This is a genomic window from Actinomadura formosensis NBRC 14204, from assembly GCF_001552155.1.
In the GTDB taxonomy this organism is placed as follows: Bacteria; Actinomycetota; Actinomycetes; order Streptosporangiales; family Streptosporangiaceae; genus Spirillospora; species Spirillospora formosensis.
The window spans coordinates 1-23,872 of the sequence record NZ_BCQQ01000036.1 but is presented as its reverse complement, the minus strand read 5'-3'; the positions used below and the strand labels follow the sequence as shown (position 1 = coordinate 23,872).

The following is a 23,872-nucleotide window of genomic DNA, read 5'->3' as shown; positions in this document are numbered from 1 at the left end:
CTCGAACCACCCGGATCCGGACGGAACTCGACAATCATCCGGCCGGGCTAGCGGAACTCGACGACGTGTGACCCGGCCCCGGGGTGGGCCGCCGCGAGGAGGCGCACGCCCTCCTCTTCCAGGGCGGCGCGCTCCCGCTTCGGGATCGGGCCGAAGGAGTCGATGCGCAGCCTCGCCTCGCCGCGCTTCTTCTCGATCTTCCACATGCCGTGGACGAAGCCGTCCACGAGGAACGTCGCGCGGATGATGCCGTTGACGGTGAAGATGCGCTTGCGGTGCTCCTCGGTGATGATCCGGGCCCGGTCGGCGTGCGAGAGCAGCAGGTTGTCGAAGTCCGGGACGAACCGGACGGGCGCCGGGGCGCCGGGGTCGGGGCGCGGCGCGTCCGGCACGTCGTAGAGGGTGCGGCCGTTCTCGTCGCGGAACTCCAGCAGCCCGGGGCGAAGCCGCTCCACGACCTCGCCGAGGCGCGTGAGACCCGACCATTGCTGGACGTCCTGGACGCTCGCCGGCCCGAACGCGCGCAGGTAACGCAGCACCACCTCGTCCAGCGACAGCGCGGGCGCCGCCCGGCCGTCCAGCCATGTGTCGAGCGTCGTGTGCCTGGCCACCCCCGAGGCGCCCCACACACCGCGCGGCGGCACCTGCACCAGCGGCAGGCGACAGCGGACCGCCCAGTTGAGGAGTTCGGCGTCCTCATCCGGCCACCGTTCGGCCAGCAGCGCCCGGAGTTCCCTGTCGGAGCGCGGTTCGTCCGCCAGCAGGGCGCGGGCGTCGGCGGTGACGGCGTCGAGGTCGACGCCGCCGAGTTCCCGCGCCCGCCCCTTCAGGTGGTTGTCGAGGACCACCTGGGTGAGCGGACGCAGCGCGCGGGCGTCACGCGCGCTGACCAGGTGGAGCGTCCCGCGCATCAGCACGATCCGGATCGCACGGCGATCGGTCAGCAGCGCGCCGACGTCGGCGAACGCGAAGTCCGCGAGCCGGCTCCACAGCCCGATGTGCGGCGGGTTCGGGGCCTGCGCCTGCATCCCGACGAGATGCTCGATCGCGTCCAGCACCGGCATCGCGTGCCGCTCCAGCAGCATCTGCCGCGCGAGCAGCGCCCGGTTCAGCGCCCGGCGCCCCAATTCAGCCGTCATACCGGCCCCGCAACTCCTCCCCGGCGGGCGCGGGCCCCGGAAGCTCTTCCCCGGCTGGGGGGTGCGGGGCGTTCAGCATCAGGGGGAGATATCGGTACTGCGGCCGGTTCATCGGATTGCGGCGTTTCCTCTCCGCCTTCAGGAGGGAGGAACGCCGCTCCCTCCTTCATTCACAGAGAACCCGTTAGGGTGCAGGCGCGGCAGGTGAAGCGGGCGTTTCGGTACCGTTTCTATCCCATCCCCGTGCGGGAATGGGAATGCGGCGGGTGCGGCGCCCGGCATGACCGGGACGTCAACACCGCGAAGAACGTTCTGGCCGCCGGGCCGGCGGCATCGGCCTGTGGAGCCGGCGTAAGACCCGAACGGCGCGAGCCCGGCGGGCAGACGGCGACGAAGCGGGAAACCCGGCCGGCGACGGCCGGAATCCCCTGCCCTTAGGCAGGCAACCTCGATCCCGGACCGCAGCACGCCGACCTCCCGCATACGCTCATCACGGCCTTGACGGGCGACCCTGCATGAACGTACGTTCATGAACGTGCGTTCACATCAAGGAGAAGACATGGCGGACATCGTCAACACCCATCAGGCCGAGGCATGGAACGGCTATGAGGGCGAGCACTGGGCCGGGCACTACGACCGCTACGACGCCGTCAACGGGGGATACAACGAGTCCCTGCTGGACGCGGCGGCGATCGGGCCGCGTGACCGCGTCCTCGACCTCGGCTGCGGCAACGGCCAGGTCACCCGGCTCGCGGCACTCCGGGCACGGCTCGGCGGCGCGACGGGCGTTGACCTGTCCGCGCCGATGCTCGACCGCGCCCGGACCCTCGCCAAGGAGGAGGACGTCACGAACGTGACGTTCGAGCGGGGCGACGTGCAGATCCACCCCTTCCCCGAGGGCGCCTTCGACGCGGCGATGAGCCGGTTCGGGGTCATGTTCTTCGCCGATCCGGTCGCCGCGTTCGGCAACGTCCGGCGGGCGCTGCGCGACGGCGGGCGGCTGGCGTTCCTCGCGATGACACCGCCGGCGCAGTCCGACCTCGGCACGGTGATCTCGGCGCTGCCACCGCTCGCGGAGCCCCCGATCGGGCACCGGGGGCCGCTGTCGCTGGCCGACCCCGGCCGCGTCCAGGAGATCCTGGAGGCGGCCGGGTTCCGGGACGTCCACACGAACCTGGTGGAGACCGAGCAGATCTGGGGACGGGACGCACGGGACGCGGCGGAGTTCTTCGCCGGCTGGGGCCCCATCCGCCACAACTACGGCGCGAGCGGCGAGCTGCTCGACACGCTGACCGAGGCGATGGGCCGGTTCGAGCGGGACGGCGCCGTCCGCCTGCACAGCGTCGCCCGGCTGGTGCGGGCACGGAGATGAACCGGGCCGGCGGACACGGAGCCGCCGGTTCCGGGTTCCCGCCGGAGTTCGCCGCCCGCGGATTCGAGCCGGGCGAATACGATTCGAGGTGATGTCACCTCGAAAAGCGGCAGCGGTGCGCACCGGCGACCGGACCCTGCGCGAGCACCTGATCGCCACGGCCGAGCGGATGATGGCCGAGCGCGGGACGGCCGGCCTGACCGTCCGGGCGATCGCGCGGGAGGCCGGCGTCGCCGACGGCGTCCTCTACAACCACTTCGCCGACAAGGAGGACCTGCTCGCGCACGCGCTGCGGGCCCGCGCCGAGTCGGTGGCGAGCACGCTCGGCCCGCTGCCCGAACCCGGCACCGCGACGATCGAGGAGAACCTGCGGGCGTATGTCGCCTACGGCCTGACCCTGCACAACGGGCTGCTGCCCGCGCTCGCCGGCCTGATCGCGCGGCCCGAGGTCCTCGCCCGGTTCGCGGCGCTGAGCGGCGGCGAGGAGGACTGGCGCACCCGGCTCGCCCGCTACCTGCGGGCCGAACGCGACCTCGGCCGCCTCGCCCCGGACGCGCCGGTGGACGCCGCCACCTCCATGATCGTCGGTGCCTGCCACGAGCCGGTGCTGTCGGTGCTGTTCCAGGGCGAGAACCTCGCGCACCGCGTGCCCCTGGACGCCGTGGACGAGCTGGTGGCGGTCGTCCTGCGCGGCATCGGCCCGCGTTAGGACTCCATCGCCGACCTGACCTCGTCCAGCGTGCGGTCCGCGACGGCGTTGGCGCGGGCGTTGCCCTCGGCGAGGACCCGGCGCAGGTACGTCCGGTCGGCGATGAGTTCGGCGCGGCGGGCGCGGAGCGGGCGGAGGAATTCGTTGACCGAGTCCGTCACGACCTTCTTCAGCGCGGCGGCGCCGCCGTCCCCGACCTCCGCGGCGACGGAGTGCGGGTCACGCTCCTGGCAGAGCGCGGCGAGCAGCACCAGGTTGGACACCTGCGGACGGGTCTCGGGCTCGTAGGTGATGTGCCGGTCCGGGTCGGTCACCGCCCGCCTGATCAGCCGGGCGGTCTCGTCCGGCCCGGCGGACAGGGTGATGGCGTTGCCACGGCTCTTGCTCATCTTGAGGCCGTCGACGCCGAGGAGGCTCGGCGCGGCGGACAGCAGCGCGTCCGGCACCGGGAAGACCGGGCCGTAGCGTTCGTTGAAGCGGCGCGCGATCGTGCGGGTGATCTCCTGGTGCGGGAGCTGGTCCTTGCCGACGGGGACGAGGTTCGCCTTGCAGAACAGGATGTCGGCGGCCTGATGGACGGGATAGGTGAACATCAGCCCGCTGACCGACGCCTGCCGGGATGTCGCGATCTCGTCCTTCACGGTCGGGTTGCGGCTCAGCTCCGCGACCGACACCAGCGACAGGAACGGCAGCATCAGCTGGTTCAGCGCGGGGACGGCGCTGTGCCGGAAGATCGTCGCCGCGGACGGATCGACCCCGACGGCCAGATAGTCGGCGACCAGCCCTTCGACGTGCTCGGACAGGTGGTCGGCGACGTCCCGGTCGGTGAGCACCTGGTAGTCGGCGACCAGGACGAAGAGTTCGACCCCGGCCTTCTGCAGCCGCACGCGGTTGGCGAGGGTGCCGAAGTAGTGGCCGAGATGCAGCGGCCCGGTGGGCCGGTCGCCGGTCAGGATCCGGAACGCGCCGGGATCGGCGGCGATGCGTTCCTCCAGCTCACGGCTGCGGGTGTCGGGTGTGGTCTGCATGGGGTCTCTCCTCGGCTCGGTCCGGCCGGCCCGCCGGGCGCCCTCGTTGCCGAGAAGGAGAAAGGGCCGTCCAGCGGACGGCCCGATGCATGCGCGATTGCCGGCCGTCCTAGGACGGCCACCAGTTCGGACATGCGATACGGCTCACGCTCCAAGGATAGACGACGGAACGCGAAGGCTTCTAGATAATCCAGAACGGAACCAAACGGATAGGCTGGACGCATGACCTCGATGGCCCCCGGACGCAGGCAACCCGACCTGTCGTTCCTGCTCGACCGCACCGGCTACGTGCTGCGGACCCGCATGACGGCGGCGCTCGCCGAGATCGGGCTGACGCCGCGCATGCACTGCGTCCTCGTCCACGCCCTGGAGGAGGAGCGCACCCAGATCCAGCTCGCCGAGATCGGCGACATGGACAAGACGACGATGGTCGTCACGGTCGACGCGCTGGAGAAGGCCGGTCTCGCCGAGCGCCGCCCGTCGTCGCGGGACCGGCGGGCCCGGATCATCGCGGTCACCGAGGAGGGCGCACGGGTCGCAGCCCGCAGCCAGGAGATCGTGGACGGCGTCCACGCGGCGGCGCTCGGCTCGCTGCCTCCCGACGAGCGCGAGACGCTGCTGCGCGCCCTGAACACCCTGGTCAACGGCCATCTGGGGACCCCGGTGGTGAGCGGGCAGCCGGCCCGCCGCGTCCGGCAGCGCACAAAATAAGTCCGTCAAGGATCGTCTCCAACAAAACTATCTGTTACGGTCTCTCCTATGACACAGGAGATGACCTCACCCTCCCCACTGCGATCCCGCTGGGCGGCACTCGGCGTGCTGTCCACGGCGATGCTGATGACGATCCTGGACGGCAGCATCGTGACCGTCGCGGCCCCCGCCATCCAGGACGACCTCGGCTTCTCCCCCGCCGCCCTCAGCTGGGTGATGAACGCCTACCTGGTCCCGTTCGGCGGCCTGCTGCTCCTCGCCGGACGGCTCGGCGACCTCGTCGGCCGCAAAGCCCTGTTCCTCACCGGGAACGCGGTGTTCACGGCCGCGTCCCTGCTGGCGGGCGCGGCCACCACGTCCGGCGTGCTGATCGCCGCCCGCCTCCTGCAGGGCGTCGGCAGCGCGCTGACCGCGGCGGTCGTGCTCGGCATCCTCGTGACGCTGTTCACCGACGCCCGCGAGCGGACGACGGCCCTCGGGATCTTCAGCTTCACCGGCGCGGCGGGCGCGTCCATCGGCCAGGTGCTCGGCGGCGTGCTCACCGACGCGCTGAGCTGGCACTGGATCTTCCTCATCAACGTGCCGATCGGCCTCGCCACGGTCGTGCTGGCCCTCCCGGCGCTGCCCCGCGACCGCGGCCTCGGCCTGGCCGCCGGCGCGGACGTCGCGGGCGCCCTGCTCGTCACCTCCGGGCTGATGCTCGGCATCTACACGATCGTCAAGGTCGAGGCCCACGGCTGGCTCTCGCCGCACACCCTGGGCCTCGGCGGGGTGTCGGCACTGCTGCTCGCCGGGTTCGCCGTCCGGCAGGCGCGGGCCGCGACACCGCTGATGCCGCTGCGGATCCTGCGCTCCCGCAACGTGGCCGGCGCCTACGCCGTCCAGCTCCTCACCCTGGCGGCGATGTTCGCGTTCCAGGTGATCGTCGCCCTCTACATGCAGCAGGTCCTCGGGTACGGCGCGCTGGACACCGGCCTTGCGATGCTCCCGGCGGCCGTGGCGATCGGCGCGGTGTCGCTGCTGGTGTCGGCGCGGCTGTCGAACCGGCTGGGTGAGCGGTCCGTGCTGATGATCGGGCTGGTGCTCCTGATCGCCGGGATGGGGTGGCTCACGACCATCCCGGTGGACGCCGACTACGTCACCGACCTGCTGCCGGTGTTCGTGCTGGCCGCCGGGGGCGGGCTGGTGCTGCCGTCGCTGACCGGGCTCGGCATGTCGAGCGCCCGGCCGCAGGACGCGGGGCTCGCGTCCGGGCTGTTCAACACCGTCCAGCAGGTGGGGATGGCCCTGGGCGTCGCGGTCCTGACCACGCTGGCCGCATCCCGCACCGAAGCCCTCCGCGCGGACGGACGGGACACGGCGGCCGCCCTCGCCGGCGGCTACCACCTGGCGTTCGGCGTGTCGGCGGGCCTGCTGATCGCCGCGTTCGCGGTGTCGCTGCTCGTGCTGCGCCGCCCGGCCCCGGCCGCTCCGGCTCCGGCTCCGGCTAGTGCGGCAGGACGAGAAGAAGCAGCGGAAGCCCGGCGATGACCGGGATGGCGACGGCCGCGGCGAAGCGGAGCCTGCGGGACAGCGGCTGCGGCTCCAGCAGCCGGTTCACCCGCGCCATCACCGGAATGTCGCCGTGCGTCGCGACACCGAGCGTCCCGGACGGGGCGGCGGCCGGGCGGGCGGCGGCGAACCGCAGCAGCGCGGTCGCCAGCTCACGCGGCGGGCGGCCGTGCCTGGCCCGGTCGTCGGCGGCCATCTCGATCAGCAGCTCGACCGCGTCCAGGCACCGCCCGACCAGGTGGAACTGCGGGAACACCTGGCGCAGCGACGCGAACGGCAGCAGCACCAGGTCATGGCGCTCGCGGGCGTGGGCGCGCTCATGCGCGAGGACCGCGGCCAGTTCACCGCGGTCGAGCAGTTCCAGCGTCCCGGCGCTGACGACGACCTTGGAGGAGCGGACGCCCGGCACGCAGTACGCGGCGGCGCCGGGATGGTCGAGGACGAGCGTGCCGGGCATGGAGGAGTCGCTGCGCGACACCAGCGCGAGCAGCGCCCGGTGCCGCCGCCGGGCCCGGACGACCCGGACGATCGCGAACATCAGCATGACCAGCAGCACGGCCGCGAGGCCGATGGCGCCGAGCAGCGCCGTCACCTGCATGGCGTTGAGCCGGGCGCCCTGGTCGCCGTACAGGCCGGGCAGCCCGCCGAGGACGCCCTTGCGGTACGGGAGGAGAGCGAGCCCGAGCAGGGCGCCGATCGTGGCGACGCCCCAGCACAGGCCGATCGCCTGCCAGAGGGCGATCCCGATGCGCGGCATCCGCCACGTCCACCGGGCACGGGACAGGAGGTGCGCCCCGCCGACGGACCCGAGAGAGATCAATGCGAGCAGGGCGGTGCCGGTCATGCGGGTGGTTCCTTGCTCGTGAGGGCCGCGAGGGTTTCCCGGATCACGTCGATCTCGTCCCGCGAGACGGACCGGACGAAGTGCGCGAGCGCCGCGTCACGGTCGCCCGTCTCGTTCAGGGCGCCCAGCATCAGCTCGGTCACGTACATCTCGCGGCTCGCGACCGGGTGGTAGCGCCAGGCGCGGCCGTCGCGCTCGCGTGCGAGGAAGTCCTTCTTGGCGAGCCTGTCCAGCACGGTCATGACCGTGGTGTGCGCGAGGTCCCGGTCGCCGGCGAGCGCGCGGCTCACCTCACGAGCGGTCGCCGCCGGGTGACCGGCGTCCTCCCGCGCCCACAGAACCTCCATGACCGTGCGTTCAAGCTCTCCCAGACCCTTCACGCCCTCAAGGTTAACCGACCGAAATGGAGGTCACCACGTCAGGTAGTACTACCTCCTGTAGGGGGCGTGACCAGACCCAGTTCGTAGGCGAGGATGACGAGCTGGACGCGGTCGCGGGCGCCGAGCTTGGTGAGCAGCCGGGCCACGTGCGCCTTGGCGGTGGCGACGCTGATGTAAAGCTCTTCGGCGATCTCCCGGTTGTTCAGGCCGCGCCCCACCAGGGTCAGGACCTCGCGTTCACGGTCGGTGACGCCGCCCACCGGTCTGGCTTCGGGCCGTGGTGCCGGGCGGGCGGCGAACTCCTCGATCAGCCGTCTGGTGACGCCGGGCGCGATCAGGGCGTCTCCGCCCGCGACGACGCGGATCGCCGCGAGGATCTCCTCCAGCGCCATGTCCTTGACGAGGAATCCGCTGGCGCCCGCCCTGAGCGAGCCGTAGACGTAGTCGTCATCGTCGAACGTGGTCAGCATGATGACGCGGGCGGTGGTGATGCGCCGGGTGGCCTCTATACCGTCCATGTCGGGCATGCGGATGTCCATCACGACCACGTCGGGCCGGACGTCCTCGACCAGCGCGACCGCTTCGGCGCCCGTCCCGGCCTCGCCGACGATCTCCAGGTCGGGGGTGTCGGCGATGAGGACGCGCAGCCCGGCGCGGATCAGCGGCTGGTCGTCGGCGAGGACGACGCGGACCGTCATCGTCCCGCCAGCGGGATGCGCGCCGCCACCCCGAACCCGCCGCCGGGACGCGGCCCGGCGGTGAACTCGCCGCCGAGCAGCTCGACCCGCTCCCGCATCCCGACGATGCCGTACCCGGTACCGACCACGCCGCCATGCCCGTCGTCCGCGACCTCTAGGAGGAGTTCCCGGTCCCGGTAGTCGACGGTCACCTGGCAGTGGTCGATGTCCGCGTGCCGGACGACGTTCGTGACCGCCTCTTGCACGATCCGGTATGCGGACAGGTCGATGTCCGGCGGCAGGGGCCTCGGCTCACCTTCGATACGGACGTCCACGCGAACCCCGGCGTCGTTCGTCGCCTCGGCGAGCCGGTCCAGATCGTCCAGGCCGGGCATGGGCCCCAGGGGCGCCTTGCCCGGGTCGTCCTTGCGGAGCGCGGTGACCATCCTGCGCAACCCGGACAGGGTGTCGCGGCTGGTGGCCTCGATCGCGGCCAGCGCGTTACGGGCCTCCGCCGGCTGGGTCTCGATCACCCGTCCGCCCACCCCGGCCTGGATGGCGATGATCCCGATGCTGTGGGCGACCATGTCGTGCAGTTCCCGCGCTATCCGGAGCCGCTCCTCGGCGATCGCCTGCTCGTGCAGCGCCCGGGCGTGCAGGCGGCGCACCCGGACGCTGTTCCCCACCATCCACGAGACGGCCAACGCCAGGACGATCGTGATGAAGAAGGACACGTCCGGGATGTACATCCAGGTGAGGAAGACCAGCACCGCGGCCGCCTGCACCAGGCCGGCGATAACGGCGACGGTGATCGAGACCCGGCGCGGATACCCGGCCGCGATGCGGCCGACGGCGAGATCGGTGAAGACCAGTTGCAGGCCGCCGATCGCCAGGTTGGGCATCACGGCCAAGGGAGCGGTCCACGTGAGGAGCAGGACCGCGAAGGCCGGCAGCGGATTGCGCCGCAGCAGCGTCATGACGAGCACCGTCAGCACGACCACCGCAAGGAATTCCACGTCGAGGAGCCCGTTCGGCAACCCGACGTAGACGACGACCGGGTAGAGGGCGGCCCCGCCCCAGGTGAGGACCCTCCACGAGACGTGGCGTACCCGGCTCAGCGGTTGCGCGACCATGCGGCGAGCGTAACCGCCCTCCCCCGCCGGCACATTGGCCCAGAGGCGTAATTCTCCGGGCTACAAGCGGCCGTCAGGAATGTGGCCGGCGGTCCGATGACCGTTGAGCGTGGCGCCCGACACCGTTATCCGCATGAAGCGCTGGGTGTCATTGGTTCTGGCTCTCGAAATCCTTGGAATCGTTCTTTTCTCCATTATCTACGACTCGCTGGATTTCCATATCTACTGGCTGGGCGGGCACGCCGTAACAGATGACGCGAGGCTCTACGAGGAGCAGCTCGCCGACCACTGGTTCACCAACACGCCTTTCATGGCCGCGTTGTTCACTCCGCTGTCCGCGTTGCCGCTCCGACCGGCCCGGATGCTGTGGCAACTGGCCTCGCTGGCGGCCTTCGCATGGGCCTGCCGGACGACGCTGAAACTCACGGGCCGCCGCGCTTCCCTGGCCGCCGTCGTGGCGGCGGGGCTGCTCCTCGAACCGATCTGGCACTCGTTCTTCCTCGGCCAGGTCAACCTGTTCCTGCTCGCCCTCGTCCTCGCGGACATGCACCGCGTCGCCCTCGGCCGTCCCGCCGGAATCGGCATCGGCATCGCGACCGCGATCAAGCTGACCCCGGCCGTCTTCGTCGTCCTGCTCCTGGTGACGCGGCGGACGAGGGACGCTTTCACGGCGACCGCGACCTTCGCCGTCTGCACCCTGCTCGCCTGCTTCATCGCCCCGGACGCGTCCCGCCTCTATTGGCTGCGCACGTTCTACGACACGTCACGCGTGGGCGTCCCGTACATCAGCAACCAATCCCCGTACGGCGCGCTGACCCGCATATTGCGGGGGACGGGCGAGGTGGGCGACTGGTACACCGCCATTCCGCTGACCATCGGCGTCTTCGGCCTCACGGTCGCCGCCCTATGGGCAAGGCGAGGCGACTGGCTGAGCGCGACAGCCGTCACAGGCGCGACCGGCCTGCTGGTCTCCCCCATCTCCTGGGCGCACCACTGGGCATGGATCGTCCCGGCACTGGCGGTCCTGATCCGCAACAACAACCGGAAGACCGCCCTGGCCGGCTACATCCTGTTCGCACTGTCTCCGCTGTGGTGGACGCCCCATAACGGCCACCCGCTCGAATACGGCTTCCACATCCTGCTGACCCCCGTCGCGAACTGCTACCTGCTGGCCGGCGTGTTCTTCCTCGTCCACATGGCCGTCCGCCTTCGGAACACCCCGTACGTTCTCACCAGCGGTCGTGGTGGACGGCTGCGTCCAGCGGACGGCGCCGGCGCCAGCCGTGCCGTTCGAGATCCGGAGCGGATTGGAGACGGGTGACCGGGCCGAGGCAGAGCCAGGCGACCGGACGGATGGCCTCGGGAATGCCGAGCAGGTCGCGCAGGTACGGTTCCCGATAGAACGACACCCACCCGACGCCGAGGTTCTCCACGGTGGCGGCGAGCCACAGATTCTGGATGGCCAGGCAGACCGAGTACAGCCCCGCGTCGGCGATCGCGTGCCTGCCCAGGACCGCCGGGCCGCCGCGTTCGGGATCGTAGGTGACCACGATCGACAGGCTGGACTCCAGAATCCCGTCGATCTTGATCCGCGCGAAGCGTTCGGCGGCGGCGCCCGTCAGGGTGGCGGCGAAGGCGGCGCGTTCCGACTGGACGTGGTCGTAGAACGCGCGCCGGGCGGCGGAGTCGCCCACGAGGATGAAATCCCATGGCTGCGACAGCCCGACACTGGGCGCGGCGTGCGCGGCCTCCAGGACCCGGTCGAGGACGTCCGGCGGGATCGGCGCGCCGGTGAATTCGGCGCGCACGTCACGGCGGCGGTGGATGGCGTCATAGACGTTCACGGCAGGCTCCCGCTGCATCGGGCCGCCGTGAACGGCGGCCGTTCGGAGCGAGGCCGGTCTTCGGACTTCCGGATCGACGCTCGACCACCCGCCTTCCCGGCCGGACGGCCAGTGGCTGCGCGAACGCGCCTGGGTGGCAGCTCCCCGGTCACCGCGGCGGGCCCGTGCCGGAATTCCACCGGCTTCCCGATTCTCCCCACATGGGGCACCCCGCGTCAGTTCATGCCACCCGCGACTCTACCGCCCCGCTGATCTTCGAACACCACGGCGGTCACCGTCCCCGACGACCACGAGCGAGCCGAGCATCCGCCGGCATACGTGATCGGCCGTTCGGGCGCGTGGGCTCGTCATCGGTGGCGGGTGTCCTTACCGCCGGCCGGCGCCCGGGACGTCCACTTCGGTGGCGAGGATCCGGCCGGAGCCGGGTGCGACCGGTTCGGTCTCGGTCATGCCGCGCCATTCGGCGGCGGTGATGAACAGCGTCCTGCCGTCCGGGCCGCCCAGCGCGCAGGCGAAGCCGCCGCGGTCCAGGTGGACGGTTTGCAGGATCTCGCCGCCCTCCGCGACGCGCACGCAGCGCCGGTTGGGGACGTCGGCGTACCAGACCGCGTCCTCCGCGTCCACGCAGATGCCGTCCGGGGCGGCGGCCTCCCCCAGATCGGCCCAGACCCGGCGGCCCGACAGCCCGCCGTCCGCGTCGATGTCGAAGGCCACGAGATTGTGGCGGTAGGAGTCCGCGACGATCAGTGTGGACTTGTCGGGCGTCACCGCCATTCCGTTGGGGAACGCGATGTCGTCCGCCACCTGGCGTACCGAGCCGTCCGCGACCAGAGAGACGGACCCGGGCTTGGACACTTCACCGGACATCGGGTCGAAGCCGACGGCGTTGACGTAGAGGCCGCCGCGGCCGTCGGCGACGACGTCGTTCCAGCCGGATGGGCCGAGTTCGGCGTGGGCGACCAGGGTTCCATCGGGGTCACGGCGCAGCAGCCGCCCGTCCGCCGACGAGACGATCATGAGCCGGTCGTCGAGCCATGCCGTGCACAGCGGCAGCGACCTCACCCGCGCGACCACTTCGGCGGCACCGTCCAGGCCGACGGCGACGACCTCGCCCGCGGACCAGTCGGAGAAGTACAGCCGGTCCCCGTGCCAGCGCGGCGACTCGACCAGTCCCCGGCCGTCCAGCAGCGTTCTGACCTCGCCCATCGTCATCACCACCCGTCTCGGACGCCGGCCCGGTGCCGGCCGTCCCATCCTCCATACGAACGGCGACCGGCTGGATCGACGGAAACCGGGCCGCAAAGCGGAGTGCCGCTTTCTGAGTACCTCGAATCGGGGAGGTACGGGCCATACTCGAACTCGCGATCCTCGGCTTCCTGGCCGAACGTGACATGCACGCCTACGAGCTGCGGCGGCTCACCGCGCCGGACGACCTGGAGATCTCCGACCGCAACCGGCACTTCGTCCTGCTGGCCTTCCCGCATCTGCTGCCGTCGGCCGAGGGCCGGTCCGCGGTCCTCCAGCGGCGCCTCGACTTCCTCGACGACCCGCAACGCGGATTCTTCGCCGGAGACGGCCGGGCGCTCCGCCATGACGAGCTCGCATCGCCGTTCCAGGCGGGCATCCAGCACATCGCCCGGGTGACGTCCACCGCCGAGCGGGACTGGCCGGCCCGGACGCTCGCGACCCTCCGTCCCGGAGCCTCCCCCACCTGAATACACACTGGAGGGCGGTCGAGTGTGTATCGTGTGGCCCATGGCGAGACTCAACATCACGCTCCCTGACGAGCTTGCCGCCACGTTGCAGGGGCTCGCCGAGGACAAGAAGATCGCCTCGGTGTCCGGGTTCCTCGCGGACGGGGCGCGCCTCAAGCTGGCCTACCTGCGGGACGCCTCCACGATCGACGACCTGTTCGGCCCGCCGAGCCCCGACGAGCAGGCGATGGTGAACCGTCTCGTCGAACGCGGCACGCCGGACCGCAGGGACGTCGCGTGATCACCGGTCACGTCTTCGACGCGACCGCCCTCCTGGACCTCGCCACCGGCAAGACCATCTATGTCCGTGCCCGGCTCCGCGCGTCCATCGCGCAGCACGCGACCATCGTCATCCCCGCCACCGCGCTCGCCCGCGCGTGGCAGATCGTCCCGGACCACGGCCGCACCGTCCTGGAGCGGCTGCCCGGCATGCAGGTCGTGCACGTGGACGACCTCGACCACGTGATCGCGCAGCAGACCGGCCTCCTCGTCACCACGATCCCCAACCTGGGGATCGACGCGGCGCAGGCCGCGTGGTCCGCCCGCTGGCGGCGCTGGCCGCTGATCACCGCCGATCCCGACGTCTACGAGGCCGTCCCCGGCGTCCGGGTCGAGCAGATCCCGTAAAAGCGCCGTTTACGCGGCCGGCTCGGGGTACCAGAGACAGATGCCGACAAGTGACGACCGCGGATTGCTGCGCATCTATCTGAACGACCATCTGACCGGGGCGGCCGGCGGGGTGGAACTGGCCCGCCGGGTCGCGCGGGCGCACCGCGACTCCGGCGACGCCGAGCGCCTGAGACGGCTGGCGGACGACATCGCCGCCGACCGCGGGGCCCTGCTGGCGATCATGCGGTCGCTGGAGCTGCCGGTCAACCGGGCCAAGAGCCTGGTGGCATGGGGAGCCGAGAAGGCGGGCCGGCTGAAGCTCAACGGCCGGCTGCTCAGCCGCTCGCCCCTGAGCGATCTCGTGGAAGTGGAAATGCTGCGCCTGGCCGTCGAGGGCAAGGCCGCCGGGTGGCGCACCCTGCTCGCCCTCGCCGACCAGGAACCGGGGCTGGACGCCGGCCGGCTGCGCACTCTGCTGGAGCGCGCGGATGCGCAGGTCGCGGTCCTGGAAGAAATACGCATGAAGACCGTCGACACGGTGTTCCGCGAGACGGCGACCGGCCGGTCCGCCACGGTCCGGCGCGAGCACGCCGAGGCTCACGACGTCGACCGGTGAGCCCTCTCGCGGTCAGCTCGTCAGCTCCAGTTCCAGTTGTTCGCTGACCGGTTCCGGAGGCGGCGGGGGCGCGACCGGGCGGCCGCGGCCCGGCCACCACCAGTTGGCGTGGCCCAGCAGGCTCATCAGGGCCGGGACGAGGACGAGCCGGACGATCGTGGCGTCCATCGCGACGGCGACCGCGAGGCCGAGCGCCATCATCTTCACCGTCGGGTCCGGCTGCGGGACGAAGCTCGCGAACACGAAGATCATGATGAGCGCGGCGGAGGTGATGAGCCGCGCGGTGGCCCCGATACCGGTCACCACGGACTCGTGCGGGTCCCCCGTCCGCTCGTACTCCTCCTTGATCCGGGAGAGCAGGAAGACCTCGTAGTCCATGGACAGCCCGAAGATCAGGGCGAACATGAACAGCGGGATGAACGACATGATCGGGATGGCCTGGTCGACGCCGAACAGCTCGACGCCCCAGCCCCACTGGAAGACGGCGGTGACGACGCCGAACGAGGCGCCGATCGACAGCAGGTTCATCAGCGCGGCCTTCACCGGGACGACCACCGACCGGAACGCGATCACGAGCAGCAGCAGGGCGACGCCCACGACCGCCACGACGACGGTGAGCATCCGGTCGCCGACCGTGGTGGCCAGGTCGATGATCGCGGGGTTCTCGCCGCCCAGGTAGATCTCGGTGCCCGGGTGCGCGTCGCGGACCGCGCGGATCTCCACGTCCCGCAGGTGGTGGACGAGGTCGGTGGTCGACTGCGCGTGCGGGGCGTCGCGGGGGACGACCTGCAGGACCGCCGTCTTCCCGGTCACCACCGGTTCGCCGACGAAAACGACGCCGGGCGCCTCGGACAGGCGCTGCTGCAATTGCCGGCCGATGAGGAGCGCGTCCTTGTCGGGCTTCTTGTCCGGATCCGGTGCGCCTTTGGGGCGGGCGGGCCGGGGAGACGGGCTGGGCGCGGCCACGGCGGCGGGCCCCGTCAGGCCCGACAGCCCTTCCTGGCCGTCCACCGTCGGCACCACCCGCTTCGGCTTGACGCGCTTCTCCTCGCCGGGCACTTTCGCGACGACGACGAACGGGCTGTAGTGACCGGCGCCGAACTCGCGGGCGACGATGTCGTAGGCCTGCCGCGCCTCCATCTTCGGGGACGACATGCTGTCCGCCATCACGCCGAACCGCAGGCTGAGCGTCGGAACGGACAGCGCCAGCAGGACGAGCGTGGCGACGATCGCGTAAGGCCAGGCGTGCCGGTCCACATGGCGCCCCCACGCCGTCCAGCGATGCGAACTCCGGTCGGGGCGGACGCGCGGCAGCCGGTACCGGTCGATGCGGTGCCCGAGCGCGCCGAGAACGGCGGGCAGCAGCGTCAGCGCGGCCACGACCATGATCGCGACGGCCAGCGCGGTGGCGATTCCGATGCGTCCGATGAACTCGATCCCGGACAGGAACAGCCCGCAGATCGCGAACACGACGGTGCCGCCCGCGAAGACCACGGCGTGCCCCGAATGCGCCATGGCCCGGCCGACCGCGGTCTCGACGTCGTCGCCCTCGGCGAGCTGCTGCCGGTAGCGGGTGACGATGAACAGCGCGTAGTCGATTCCGGCGCCGATGCCGAGCATGGCGGCGACCATCGGCGCGGTCGGCGCGATCTGGAACAGCGACGCCGAGAAATGGATCAGCGAATAGGCGACGGCCATCCCGCACAGCGACACCAGGATCGGGATGCCCGCCGCGAGGAACGACCCGAACGCCAGCAGCAGCACCACCAGCGCCAGGATGATCCCGACGCCCTCCTGCGGCCCGCCCTTCGGCTGGTTGAGGATCATTGCGACGATGCCGCCGAACTTCACCTCCAGCCCGGCCATCCGGGCCGGCTCGACGGCCCGGTTCAGCGCGTCGAGGTCGGCGGGGCCGACATCGCTCATCGTCCCGGTGAAGTTGAGCCGGACGACGACCGCGTTGTCGTCCTTCAACCCGCCCATGCCCGGGACATAGGGGTTCTCGACGAACGCGACCCGCTTCAGCTTGGCGATGTTCTCGATCGACTGGCCGATCGTGAGCGCGACCCGCCAGTCCGCCGGGCCGGCCTGCGGCGTCTCGTGGAAGACCACGGTCGCGGTGGGCCCGGTCATCGCCGGGAAGTCCTGGCCGAGCGCGTCGATGGCGCGCTGCGTCTCGGTGCCGGGCAGCGTGCTCTGCTGGACGAACATGCCCCCGTGCATGATGCCGAGGACCCCCGCGCCCAGTATGACGGCGACCCACAGTTCGAAGACCGTGCGCCGCCTCCGCACGCAGAGACGCCCCAGTGCGTCCAGAAATCGCGCCATGGTCGCAGAGAACACCTATCGCTGCATATTTGCAATAGATGCAACTTTGCAGACATGGTAACGTCCGTCACATGGACGACGAGGCGGAGCGGCCGGAGGTGCCGACGGGCCTGCGGGAACGCAAGAAGCGGCGCACCCGGCAGGCCATCGCGACCGCCGCGCTCCGCCTGTTCGCCGAGCGCGGCTACGAGGAGACGACGATCGCCGACATCGCCGCCGCCGCGGACGTGTCGCCCCGCACGTTCTTCAGCTACTTCCCGTCCAAGGAGGACGTGGTCTTCGCCGAGATCGACGACCGGCTCGCCGAGGTCGCCGAGCGGCTGCGCCGCACCCCCGGCGAGACGCCGATGGAGACGATCCGGCGCAGCATCGTGGACGTCCTCAACGCGGTCGTGGCGGAGCACCGCGAGTACGGGGCCGTGCAGGTCGCGCTCGTCCTGGAACGTCCCGGCCTGCGGGCCCGCGCGCTCCAGCGGATGACGGGCGCCCAGGAAGCGATCGAAGCGCTGCTACGCGACCTCTGCCCCGACATTTCGGAGATCGACGCCGTGGCCGCGTCCGGCATAGCGATCGGCGGCATGCAGGCGGTCGTCGCGCACTGCCGCCGCGAGGGCTACGACCCTCTCTCGATGCGGACGGCCCTCGACCGCGCCGTGGACATCGTCGAACACGGCCTCGTCTCCGTGGACGCCCTGTCCCGCCCGTCCCCCTAGACCGCCCGTCCCTGGACCGCCGGGCACCGGCACGGCGGAGGCGCCCGCCGCGCCGGTGCCCGGTCCGCTAGTCGCTGATCTTGATGCGGAGGCGGCGGAAGCCGCGGCCCTTGTTCTCGACCTTGGCGACCGTGATGCGGCCGATCTGCTTGGTGGAGCCCACGTGGGTGCCGCCGTCGGCCTGGGTGTCGAGGCCGACGATGTCGACGATGCGGACGTCCTGCACCTCGGGCGGCACCAGGTTCGTCGCGGTCCGGATGATGTCGGGGATCTCGAACGCCTCGGCGCGCGGCAGGGTCTTGACGTCGATGCGGCGGTCGGCCTCGACCTCGGCGTTGCAGGCGTCCTCGACGGCCTGCTTGAAGCCGGGCGGGACCTCGCGCAGGTCGAAGTCCATGCGGGCGGTCAGCGGCTCCATGTTCCCGCCGGTGACGAGGCAGCCGTAGTCGCGGAACACCACCCCGCACAGCAGGTGCAGGCCGGAATGGGTGCGCATGAGGGCGGTGCGGCGCTCGTCCTCCACCGCGCCCCGCACGACGGTGCCGGCGGGCGGCAGCGGGTCGCCCTCAACGGGGATGAGCGCCAGGTCGTCGCCCTTGCGAACGCCGCCGATGCGGGTCTGCACACCCTGCCAGAGCAGGACGCCGTGGTCCGGGGGCTGGCCGCCGCCGCCCGGGTAGAAGGCCGACCGGTCGAGGACGATGCCGTCCGGTCCGGCGTCGAGGACGACGGCCTCCCATTCCCGCAGTGCCTGGTCGCCCAGTTCCAGCCGGGTGGTGCGTCCGAGGGTCTCCGTGCTCATGACCTCACACTAGGGGTCACCAGGGGCCGTAGGGTCCCGATCGGGAGCCGCCGCGCCCGCCGTTGTTCTTCTTGTACGGACCGACGGCCGGACGGACGTCCGCCAGATAGACGGCCGCGGCGATGAACGCGGCGACCGGGAGGATGCCGAGCAGCAGCGCGATGGGGCTGGCGCCGAGCGCGGCCGGCGCGACCGCGTAGGCGCCGCCGACGACGGTGGCGACGATCAAGATGATCATCCAGAGCTTCTTGCTCTGCTTGCCGGCGGCCGAGTACGCGCCGACGGGCACGGTCAGCGAGTCGATCAGCGCCCACGCCTCCATCGCGAACGCGATGATCAGCAGCAGCCAGAAGAAGTAGTCCAGCACGTTGAAGCCCGACATCGGCGATCAGCGCTCCTGCTCGTCTCGGACGGCGACCCCTTGTCGCTCACACGGCGTCTTGCTGCCCCAACCCTATGCGCACCGTCCGCCTGGGCAGCCTGTTGGAACAGACGAAGGAGCCCGGCCGGGTGTTCCCGGCCGAGCTCCTTCGGCGGCCCACGGCGTCACTTCTTGGCGGTGGTCCGGGTCTGCCGCCGCGCGGTCGCGGTCGCGGTCGTGGACGTGGTCCTCTTACGCGGCTGCGGGGTGCGGGTCCTCGTGGCCGGCTTGGACTCGGTGTCGGTGATCTCGGCGATCTCGACGGCCTGCCGGTTGACGACCTTCTTGCCGCGCTCGGCGAGCTCGTCGATGAACTCGACGGCACGGGTGCCGAAGTGCGTGGCGTAGGCGACGGCCGCGCCCGGCAGGTCCTTGGCGTCCACGCGCTCCTGGTACCGGGTGACCTCGCCCCGGTAGCGCTGCACGGTCTCGCGGACCTGCTCGCGGTAGCGGTCCACCTGCCCGGGGACCTCACGGAGCTTCTCCACCGCGAAGTCGCCCGCGCCGGCCACGGCGTAGACGGCCTTGTTCTCTCGGAGGTTGTTGGCCAGCGTCATCCGACCTCATCCTTTCCGTTCTGTTCGTGTGGCGCTTGCGGTTCTGCGCCGGCTGCGCCGGCGGGCTCGGTGGCGAGCACGCCGGTGGCCTCGTTCTCCTTGAGGAACGACGCGTAGATGTCGAGCAGGACCTGCTTCTGCCGTTCGGTGAGCAGGAGGTCGGCCCGGACCGCGGCCTGGACGTCGGTGTCGGCCTCGCGATCCTCAAGGATGCCCGCCTGCACGTACAGCGCCTCGGCGGAGATCCGCAGCCCCTTGGCGATCTGCTGCAGGATCTCGGCGCTCGGCTTGCGCAGGCCGCGCTCGATCTGGCTCAGGTACGGATTGGAGATCCCCGAGACGTCCGCGAGCTGGCGCAGCGAGATCTTCGCGCGCGTCCGCTGTTCCCGGATGTACTCCCCGATGGAGCCGACCTTCGAACTTGCCATACCTCCACACTGCGTCATGATGCTTGCAATTGCAAGCAGGCCAGCTAGCACTTCGCGGTGAGTCGCCTCACATGCTGGAAAGGTCGAAAAAGCCCGGCACCGTCCGGGTGGACGGCGCCGGGCCGCAGGTCACGAAGACGGGTGCTCAGCCGCGAGTTCGCGCAGCGCTCAGCTCACCTTGGCAGGCGGCGCGATCCAGGTGTTGCAGACGGTGAGGTCGCGTCCGTCGAAGCCGGCGACCACCCAGCCCGCGTAGTGGTTGCCCGAGCCGTGGTCGCGCTCGTCCGGCGGCTTGCGGTCCTCGCCGCGGCCCCGGACGTCCACGATCATCGCGACGTACTGCTCGCGCGTCATCGGCAGCGTGGCGCGTTCCGAGCCGAGGAACGCGCCGGCGAAGCACTGCGCCTGCAGTTCGATGCGGCGGCTCGCGGCGTTGCGCGTCGCGGTGTCGCCGGTCTCGATCTGCCGGTCCCCGTAGAGGAGGATTCCGGCGCGGTCCTGGACGTGGTGCCCGTACTCGTGCGCGATCACCCGTGCGTACACGGCGTAGTGGGACAGCGGCTCGCCGCCCGAGGTCTCCACGACGTGCCGGAGCCCGACGTACATCGTGTTGTTCGCCGGGCAGTAGAACGCGGAGGCGCCGGGCGCCGGGTAGCTGCCGCACGGGCTGCGTCCGGGCTCGGTCCAGAACACCCGGTCGGGCTTGTCGAACGCGATCCCGGCCTTCCTGAACTGCTGCGTCCACGCCTGGTCGAGGCAGTCGCTCAGCGTGTCCATGAAGCCGCGCATCGACTCGGTGGACGGCAGGATGCCCGGCAGCCGGCAGCTCACCGAGGTCAGCGGGCCCGTCTTGTACAGCCTGTTGTTGGTGGCCTTCTCCTTCGGCGACACCGCGGCGCCGCCGGACGAGGTGGGCGTCCGCGTGCCGCCGGCCGCGGTCTGCATCCCGCCGAGCGCGGAGAACCCCAGGATGGCGAGGACGACGAGCGCGGTCAGCCCGCCGAAGATGCCCGCGATCGTCCCGCCGGCGCTGCGCCTCGGCGGTGGCCGCATCGGGACATACCGGTACTGCGGCTGCCCGTAGGCAGGGGGCCCGTAACCCGCCCCGCGCGGGGGCGGGGCCCCGTAGGGCGGCCCTCCGTACGGGGGACCACCGTGGGGAGGCCCGCCGTAGGGCGGTGCCGGAGGCCGCGGCGGAGGAGGCGGCGGGGGGTAATGACCTGCCATAGCGCAGAATCATCGCACGCGTTGCCGATACTATTTGCGGCCATGTCTGCTCTTGCGGCGTTGTTCCGGTTCCGGCCGGTTGCCCTGACGATGTCGGCCGCGGTGTCGGCCGTGGCCCTGCTGCCGGTGACGGCCACCCCTTCCGCGGCGTCGGCGGGGACCGCCGCGGCGGAGCGGGTTCTCAAGGACGAGGTCGTCCTCACCGCGGGTCAAGGCGGTACGACCAAGGTGAAGGAGACGATCGTCTACCGGTTCGCCGGGCACAGGGGCTTCGAGCGGACGTTCCCCACCCGCAGCCACGAGAGCCTGTCCGAGGACCGCGTCTACAAGCTCACGGACCTGCGCGCGTCCAGCCCGGACGGCGGGCCGACACAGGTCGCCGCGTCCAGCGGGGGCACCAGGACGACCGTGAAGGTGACCGGCGCCAAGAACCTGACCGGTGACCGCACGGTCGTGCTGCAGTACGACCTGCGCGGCGCGATCACCCAGATGGGGGCGTCGGAGGAGCTGCGCTGGCCGGTGGTCGGCGGCTGGAAGGTCCCGGTGGACGAGGCGAAGGCGACCGTGGACGCCGGTGCGATGATCCGCAGCGTCAACTGCTTCACCGGCCCGATCGGCAGCATGATCGGCTGCACCCAGTACTACACGAACCACACGCACACGCAGGGCGTCTACGCCCAGCAGGGGATGCTGCCGGGCGAGTACCTGACCGTCGTCGCGGGCCTGCCCGCCGGCACGACCGGGGGCCGCGCGATCTACGAGCGCCGCCACACGGTCGCGACCGCGTTCTCCGTCAACGCCGTCACCGGGGCCGCGCTCGCCGGCCTGCTGGTGCTGCTGGTCGGCGGCGTCGCCGTCCTCTACCTGCTGCGCGGGCGGGACGCCCGGGTCGTCGGCAAGAAGGCAGCCGAGGGCGACCAGGCGCCGATCGCCGGGGCGGAGTTCGAGCCGCCGGACGGGGTGCGGCCCGGCCAGATCGGCACGCTGATCGACGAGCAGGCCGACGTGATCGACGTGACCGCGACGATCGTCGACCTCGCCGTGCGCGGCTACCTGCTGATCGAGGAGGAGGACAGGGCCGTCACCGGCCGCCTGGACTGGACGCTGCGCCGCCTCGACCGCCCGCAGACCGACCTGCTCCCCTACGAGCGGATCCTGCTGGACGCGCTGCTCACCGCCCCGGACGGCACCGGCCGCGACGCGGTCAAGCTGTCGGAGCTCGGCGGAACGTTCGCGACGAAGCTGGCGCAGGTCAGGTCCGCGATGTACGACGACGTGGTGAAGCAGGGCTGGTTCGCGCGGCGTCCCGACACCGTCCGGTCCCGCTGGACGGTCACGGGCATCCTGGTGACGGTGCTCGGCATCGCGGCGACAGTCGCGCTCGCCCTCACCACCGAGTGGGCGCTCGCCGGCCTCGCATTGATCATCGCGGGCGCGGCGCTGGCCTACGGCGGGCAGTACATGCCGGCGAAGACCGCGCGCGGCGCCACCGTCCTCGCGCACACGATCGGTTTCCGCGCGTTCCTGGAGCGCGGCGCCATCCCGGACGGCGACACCATCGCCTCCCGCCAGCGGATCGCGCTGTTCTCCCGTTTCCTGCCGTACGCGGTCATATTCGACACCGTCCCGAAGTGGGCGGAGACGGTGAAGGACGCGGGCGAGCGGGCCGAGGGCGCCGACAACCTCTACTGGTACGAGGGCCCGGCCGAATGGGACCTGTCCAAGTTCGCTGAGTCGATGCGGACGTTCACGCTAGCCACGTCGGGGTCCATCTCCCAGTCGCGCGGCATGTGACCGGCGCCGCGCGGTCGCCGGGCGGTTAACGGCGCGGCACCGGGTAGGGCTGGGGCGAGGAGGTGTCGCCTCATGCTCGCCAGCTCCACCCGCCTCGGGGACGCCTATTTCATGGCCATCGGCCCGGCCCTCATCTTCCTGGCCGTCGTCTTCTGGGTCGTGGTCACGTTGACGGCGTCCCGCAGGCGCCCGCGCGGCCGGATGCCGAGGGGCGGCCTCCCGAACCGCGGGCCCGTCCAGGGCGGCATCATCAAGGGCAGCCCGTCCCAGCGGTCGCGCCGCGACCCGGCGCCCTCGGTGACGCATCGCGAGGTCACGGCACGCGTGGAGTACGGACGCGCCGGTGAGCAGGCCGTCCGCGAGAAGGAGCGCGAGGAGGAGGCCGAGGCGCGCAGGGCGGCCGAGGTGGCCGCGGGAGCGACCGGGAGACCGCGGAGACGCCTGTTCGGCCTCCGTAAGCCCCGCTGACGCATCTGACACGGCGGTGCGGGAGACGAACCGGGCGCTGTCGCACGCCGGGGTGCTGAGGATGCGGCTCGCCTACGATGTCCGGGTGGCCCGCCTCGCGGCGCGGCGGCGCACGGACACAGGCCCGGCGCGGCCGGAGGAGGCGCCCGGTGAGGAGGACGCGCGGTGACCGCACGGCGTGCCGGGGTGGCCGGCTCGCTGCTGATGATCGTCCTGGTGGCGGTCAACCTGCGGCCGGCGGTCGCGGCGGTCGGGCCGCTGCTGACCGAGATCAGCGACGCGTTCGACCTGTCCGGGACGGCGGCGGGCGCGCTGACCACGCTTCCGCTCGCCTTCTTCGGCTCCTACGGGCTCGTCGCGGCGTTCCTGCCGCGCGCCCCCCGCGGCGAGACACTGCTGGTCGGCGCGATGGCGCTGCTCGTGGCCGGGCTGGCGCTGCGGCTGCTGGACGGCCCGGTCACGCTGTTCGCCGGGTCGCTGGTCGCCGGCATCGCGATCAGCATCGGCAACATCGCGATGCCCTCGATCATCAAGCGGGACCATCCGGCCAGGATCACCACGGTGACGGCCGTCTACACGGTCGCGGTGACGGGCGGGGCGGCCCTGTCGTCCGGGGTCGCCGTGCCGGTCGAGCACCTCTTCGGCGCGACGTGGCGGCTGCCGCTCGGCCTGCTCACGATTCCGGCGGCGCTCGCCGGGCTGCTGTGGGTGCCGCGGGCTCGGCGCGCGGCGCACGCGGCCCGGTCGGCGCCGCCCCCGGCGGCCCC

27 protein-coding genes, 1 pseudogene and 1 riboswitch are annotated in these 23,872 nt (G+C 71.5%); of the genes and pseudogenes, 14 read left to right on the top strand and 14 right to left on the bottom strand.

Annotated elements, in window-relative coordinates:
• Positions 1-47: 47 nt before the first annotated feature.
• Positions 48-1,139 carry a winged helix DNA-binding domain-containing protein gene (locus AF1_RS12245; RefSeq protein ID WP_067796851.1) on the bottom strand — a complete coding sequence of 364 codons (1,092 nt, stop codon included), beginning with the start codon at positions 1,137-1,139 and terminating at the stop codon, positions 48-50.
• Between the two features lie 559 nt (positions 1,140-1,698).
• Here AF1_RS12245 and AF1_RS12240 point away from each other — a divergent pair.
• Complete coding sequence (locus AF1_RS12240; RefSeq protein WP_067796848.1) at positions 1,699-2,511, top strand: class I SAM-dependent methyltransferase; 813 nt, start codon at positions 1,699-1,701, stop codon at positions 2,509-2,511.
• 91 nt (positions 2,512-2,602) lie between these two features.
• Positions 2,603-3,220, top strand: coding sequence for a TetR/AcrR family transcriptional regulator (locus tag AF1_RS12235; protein ID WP_067796845.1), 618 nt, complete (start codon positions 2,603-2,605; stop codon positions 3,218-3,220).
• Here the strand turns inward: AF1_RS12235 and trpS are convergent.
• On the bottom strand, positions 3,217-4,248 hold the full coding sequence (trpS, locus tag AF1_RS12230) for a tryptophan--tRNA ligase (RefSeq protein WP_067796843.1): 1,032 nt from the start codon (positions 4,246-4,248) through the stop codon (positions 3,217-3,219). The genes AF1_RS12235 and trpS overlap by 4 nt on opposite strands.
• A gap of 222 nt (positions 4,249-4,470) precedes the next feature.
• On the opposite strand from trpS, the gene AF1_RS12225 reads away from it, so the two are divergent.
• Positions 4,471-4,959 (top strand): MarR family winged helix-turn-helix transcriptional regulator, encoded by a 489-nt coding sequence (locus tag AF1_RS12225; RefSeq protein ID WP_067796840.1) that lies wholly within the window; start codon positions 4,471-4,473, stop codon positions 4,957-4,959.
• 48 nt (positions 4,960-5,007) lie between these two features.
• Positions 5,008-6,489, top strand: coding sequence for a DHA2 family efflux MFS transporter permease subunit (locus AF1_RS12220; protein WP_242608583.1), 1,482 nt, complete (start codon positions 5,008-5,010; stop codon positions 6,487-6,489).
• Here AF1_RS12220 and AF1_RS12215 read toward each other — a convergent pair.
• From AF1_RS12215 to AF1_RS12200, 4 genes are read right to left on the bottom strand one after another with little or no spacing between them, the layout of a single operon-like run.
• Positions 6,446-7,354 (bottom strand): M56 family metallopeptidase, encoded by a 909-nt coding sequence (locus AF1_RS12215; protein ID WP_067796834.1) that lies wholly within the window; start codon positions 7,352-7,354, stop codon positions 6,446-6,448. The two genes, AF1_RS12220 and AF1_RS12215, sit on opposite strands and share 44 nt — an antisense overlap.
• Entirely contained in the window at positions 7,351-7,734 is a 384-nt protein-coding gene (locus tag AF1_RS12210; RefSeq protein ID WP_084262814.1) for a BlaI/MecI/CopY family transcriptional regulator, read from the bottom strand. The genes AF1_RS12215 and AF1_RS12210 overlap by 4 nt, the downstream gene beginning before the upstream one ends.
• Positions 7,735-7,772: 38 nt before the next feature.
• Positions 7,773-8,432 carry a response regulator gene (locus AF1_RS12205; protein ID WP_067796828.1) on the bottom strand — a complete coding sequence of 220 codons (660 nt, stop codon included), beginning with the start codon at positions 8,430-8,432 and terminating at the stop codon, positions 7,773-7,775.
• Complete coding sequence (locus AF1_RS12200) at positions 8,429-9,544, bottom strand: sensor histidine kinase (RefSeq protein WP_067796826.1); 1,116 nt, start codon at positions 9,542-9,544, stop codon at positions 8,429-8,431. Before AF1_RS12200 ends, AF1_RS12205 begins: the two co-directional genes overlap by 4 nt.
• 133 nt (positions 9,545-9,677) lie before the next feature.
• On the opposite strand from AF1_RS12200, the gene AF1_RS12195 reads away from it, so the two are divergent.
• The gene (locus AF1_RS12195; RefSeq protein WP_131732337.1) at positions 9,678-10,865 is read left to right on the top strand and encodes a glycosyltransferase 87 family protein; all 1,188 of its coding nucleotides are present in this window, start codon (positions 9,678-9,680) and stop codon (positions 10,863-10,865) included.
• Here AF1_RS12195 and bluB read toward each other — a convergent pair.
• On the bottom strand, positions 10,774-11,388 hold the full coding sequence (gene bluB, locus AF1_RS12190; protein ID WP_067796945.1) for a 5,6-dimethylbenzimidazole synthase: 615 nt from the start codon (positions 11,386-11,388) through the stop codon (positions 10,774-10,776). The two genes, AF1_RS12195 and bluB, sit on opposite strands and share 92 nt — an antisense overlap.
• 34 nt (positions 11,389-11,422) lie before the next feature.
• Positions 11,423-11,616, bottom strand: a riboswitch (cobalamin riboswitch).
• A gap of 138 nt (positions 11,617-11,754) precedes the next feature.
• Complete coding sequence (locus tag AF1_RS12185) at positions 11,755-12,594, bottom strand: SMP-30/gluconolactonase/LRE family protein (protein ID WP_067796943.1); 840 nt, start codon at positions 12,592-12,594, stop codon at positions 11,755-11,757.
• Positions 12,595-12,779: 185 nt separating this feature from the next.
• On the opposite strand from AF1_RS12185, the gene AF1_RS12180 reads away from it, so the two are divergent.
• From AF1_RS12180 to AF1_RS12165, 4 genes are read left to right on the top strand one after another with little or no spacing between them, the layout of a single operon-like run.
• A complete protein-coding gene (locus tag AF1_RS12180; protein ID WP_067796820.1) occupies positions 12,780-13,103 on the top strand; it encodes a hypothetical protein in 324 nt (107 codons plus the stop codon).
• A 40-nt stretch (positions 13,104-13,143) separates the two neighbouring features.
• Positions 13,144-13,383 carry a ribbon-helix-helix domain-containing protein gene (locus AF1_RS12175; RefSeq protein WP_067796816.1) on the top strand — a complete coding sequence of 80 codons (240 nt, stop codon included), beginning with the start codon at positions 13,144-13,146 and terminating at the stop codon, positions 13,381-13,383.
• Positions 13,380-13,769 (top strand): hypothetical protein, encoded by a 390-nt coding sequence (locus tag AF1_RS12170; protein ID WP_067796812.1) that lies wholly within the window; start codon positions 13,380-13,382, stop codon positions 13,767-13,769. The genes AF1_RS12175 and AF1_RS12170 overlap by 4 nt, the downstream gene beginning before the upstream one ends.
• Before the next feature lie 40 nt (positions 13,770-13,809).
• Positions 13,810-14,367, top strand: coding sequence for a hypothetical protein (locus AF1_RS12165; RefSeq protein ID WP_067796809.1), 558 nt, complete (start codon positions 13,810-13,812; stop codon positions 14,365-14,367).
• A gap of 12 nt (positions 14,368-14,379) precedes the next feature.
• Here the strand turns inward: AF1_RS12165 and AF1_RS12160 are convergent, their stop codons facing one another.
• Positions 14,380-16,695: an MMPL family transporter gene (locus tag AF1_RS12160; RefSeq protein ID WP_084262811.1), complete on the bottom strand. Its 2,316-nt coding sequence runs from the start codon at positions 16,693-16,695 to the stop codon at positions 14,380-14,382.
• Positions 16,696-16,766: 71 nt separating this feature from the next.
• Here AF1_RS12160 and AF1_RS12155 point away from each other — a divergent pair, with 71 nt between their 5' ends.
• Entirely contained in the window at positions 16,767-17,408 is a 642-nt protein-coding gene (locus AF1_RS12155; RefSeq protein WP_067796804.1) for a TetR family transcriptional regulator, read from the top strand.
• 67 nt (positions 17,409-17,475) lie between these two features.
• On the opposite strand, the gene AF1_RS12150 is transcribed toward AF1_RS12155, so the two are convergent.
• From AF1_RS12150 to AF1_RS12130, 5 genes are all read right to left on the bottom strand, one after another.
• Positions 17,476-18,210 (bottom strand): alanyl-tRNA editing protein, encoded by a 735-nt coding sequence (locus AF1_RS12150; RefSeq protein WP_067796800.1) that lies wholly within the window; start codon positions 18,208-18,210, stop codon positions 17,476-17,478.
• A 16-nt stretch (positions 18,211-18,226) separates the two neighbouring features.
• Positions 18,227-18,592, bottom strand: coding sequence for a DUF2516 family protein (locus tag AF1_RS12145; RefSeq protein ID WP_242608584.1), 366 nt, complete (start codon positions 18,590-18,592; stop codon positions 18,227-18,229).
• Positions 18,593-18,756: 164 nt separating this feature from the next.
• Entirely contained in the window at positions 18,757-19,188 is a 432-nt protein-coding gene (locus AF1_RS12140; protein ID WP_067796797.1) for a hypothetical protein, read from the bottom strand.
• Positions 19,185-19,616: a helix-turn-helix domain-containing protein gene (locus AF1_RS12135; protein ID WP_067796794.1), complete on the bottom strand. Its 432-nt coding sequence runs from the start codon at positions 19,614-19,616 to the stop codon at positions 19,185-19,187. The genes AF1_RS12140 and AF1_RS12135 overlap by 4 nt, the downstream gene beginning before the upstream one ends.
• Positions 19,617-19,784: 168 nt before the next feature.
• The gene (locus AF1_RS12130) at positions 19,785-20,669 is read right to left on the bottom strand and encodes a neutral zinc metallopeptidase (RefSeq protein WP_067796791.1); all 885 of its coding nucleotides are present in this window, start codon (positions 20,667-20,669) and stop codon (positions 19,785-19,787) included.
• Positions 20,670-20,885: 216 nt separating this feature from the next.
• Between AF1_RS12130 and AF1_RS12125 the strand changes: the two genes are divergently transcribed.
• From AF1_RS12125 to AF1_RS12115, 4 genes and pseudogenes are all read left to right on the top strand, one after another.
• Entirely contained in the window at positions 20,886-22,637 is a 1,752-nt protein-coding gene (locus AF1_RS12125; RefSeq protein ID WP_067796788.1) for a DUF2207 domain-containing protein, read from the top strand.
• Positions 22,638-22,709: 72 nt separating this feature from the next.
• The gene (locus AF1_RS12120) at positions 22,710-23,105 is read left to right on the top strand and encodes a hypothetical protein (RefSeq protein WP_067796785.1); all 396 of its coding nucleotides are present in this window, start codon (positions 22,710-22,712) and stop codon (positions 23,103-23,105) included.
• 16 nt (positions 23,106-23,121) lie between these two features.
• A complete protein-coding gene (locus AF1_RS34260) occupies positions 23,122-23,274 on the top strand; it encodes a hypothetical protein (protein ID WP_157419172.1) in 153 nt (50 codons plus the stop codon).
• Positions 23,271-23,872: pseudogene (locus AF1_RS12115) on the top strand (MFS transporter); the annotation flags it as partial. The gene AF1_RS34260 and the pseudogene AF1_RS12115, both read left to right, overlap by 4 nt.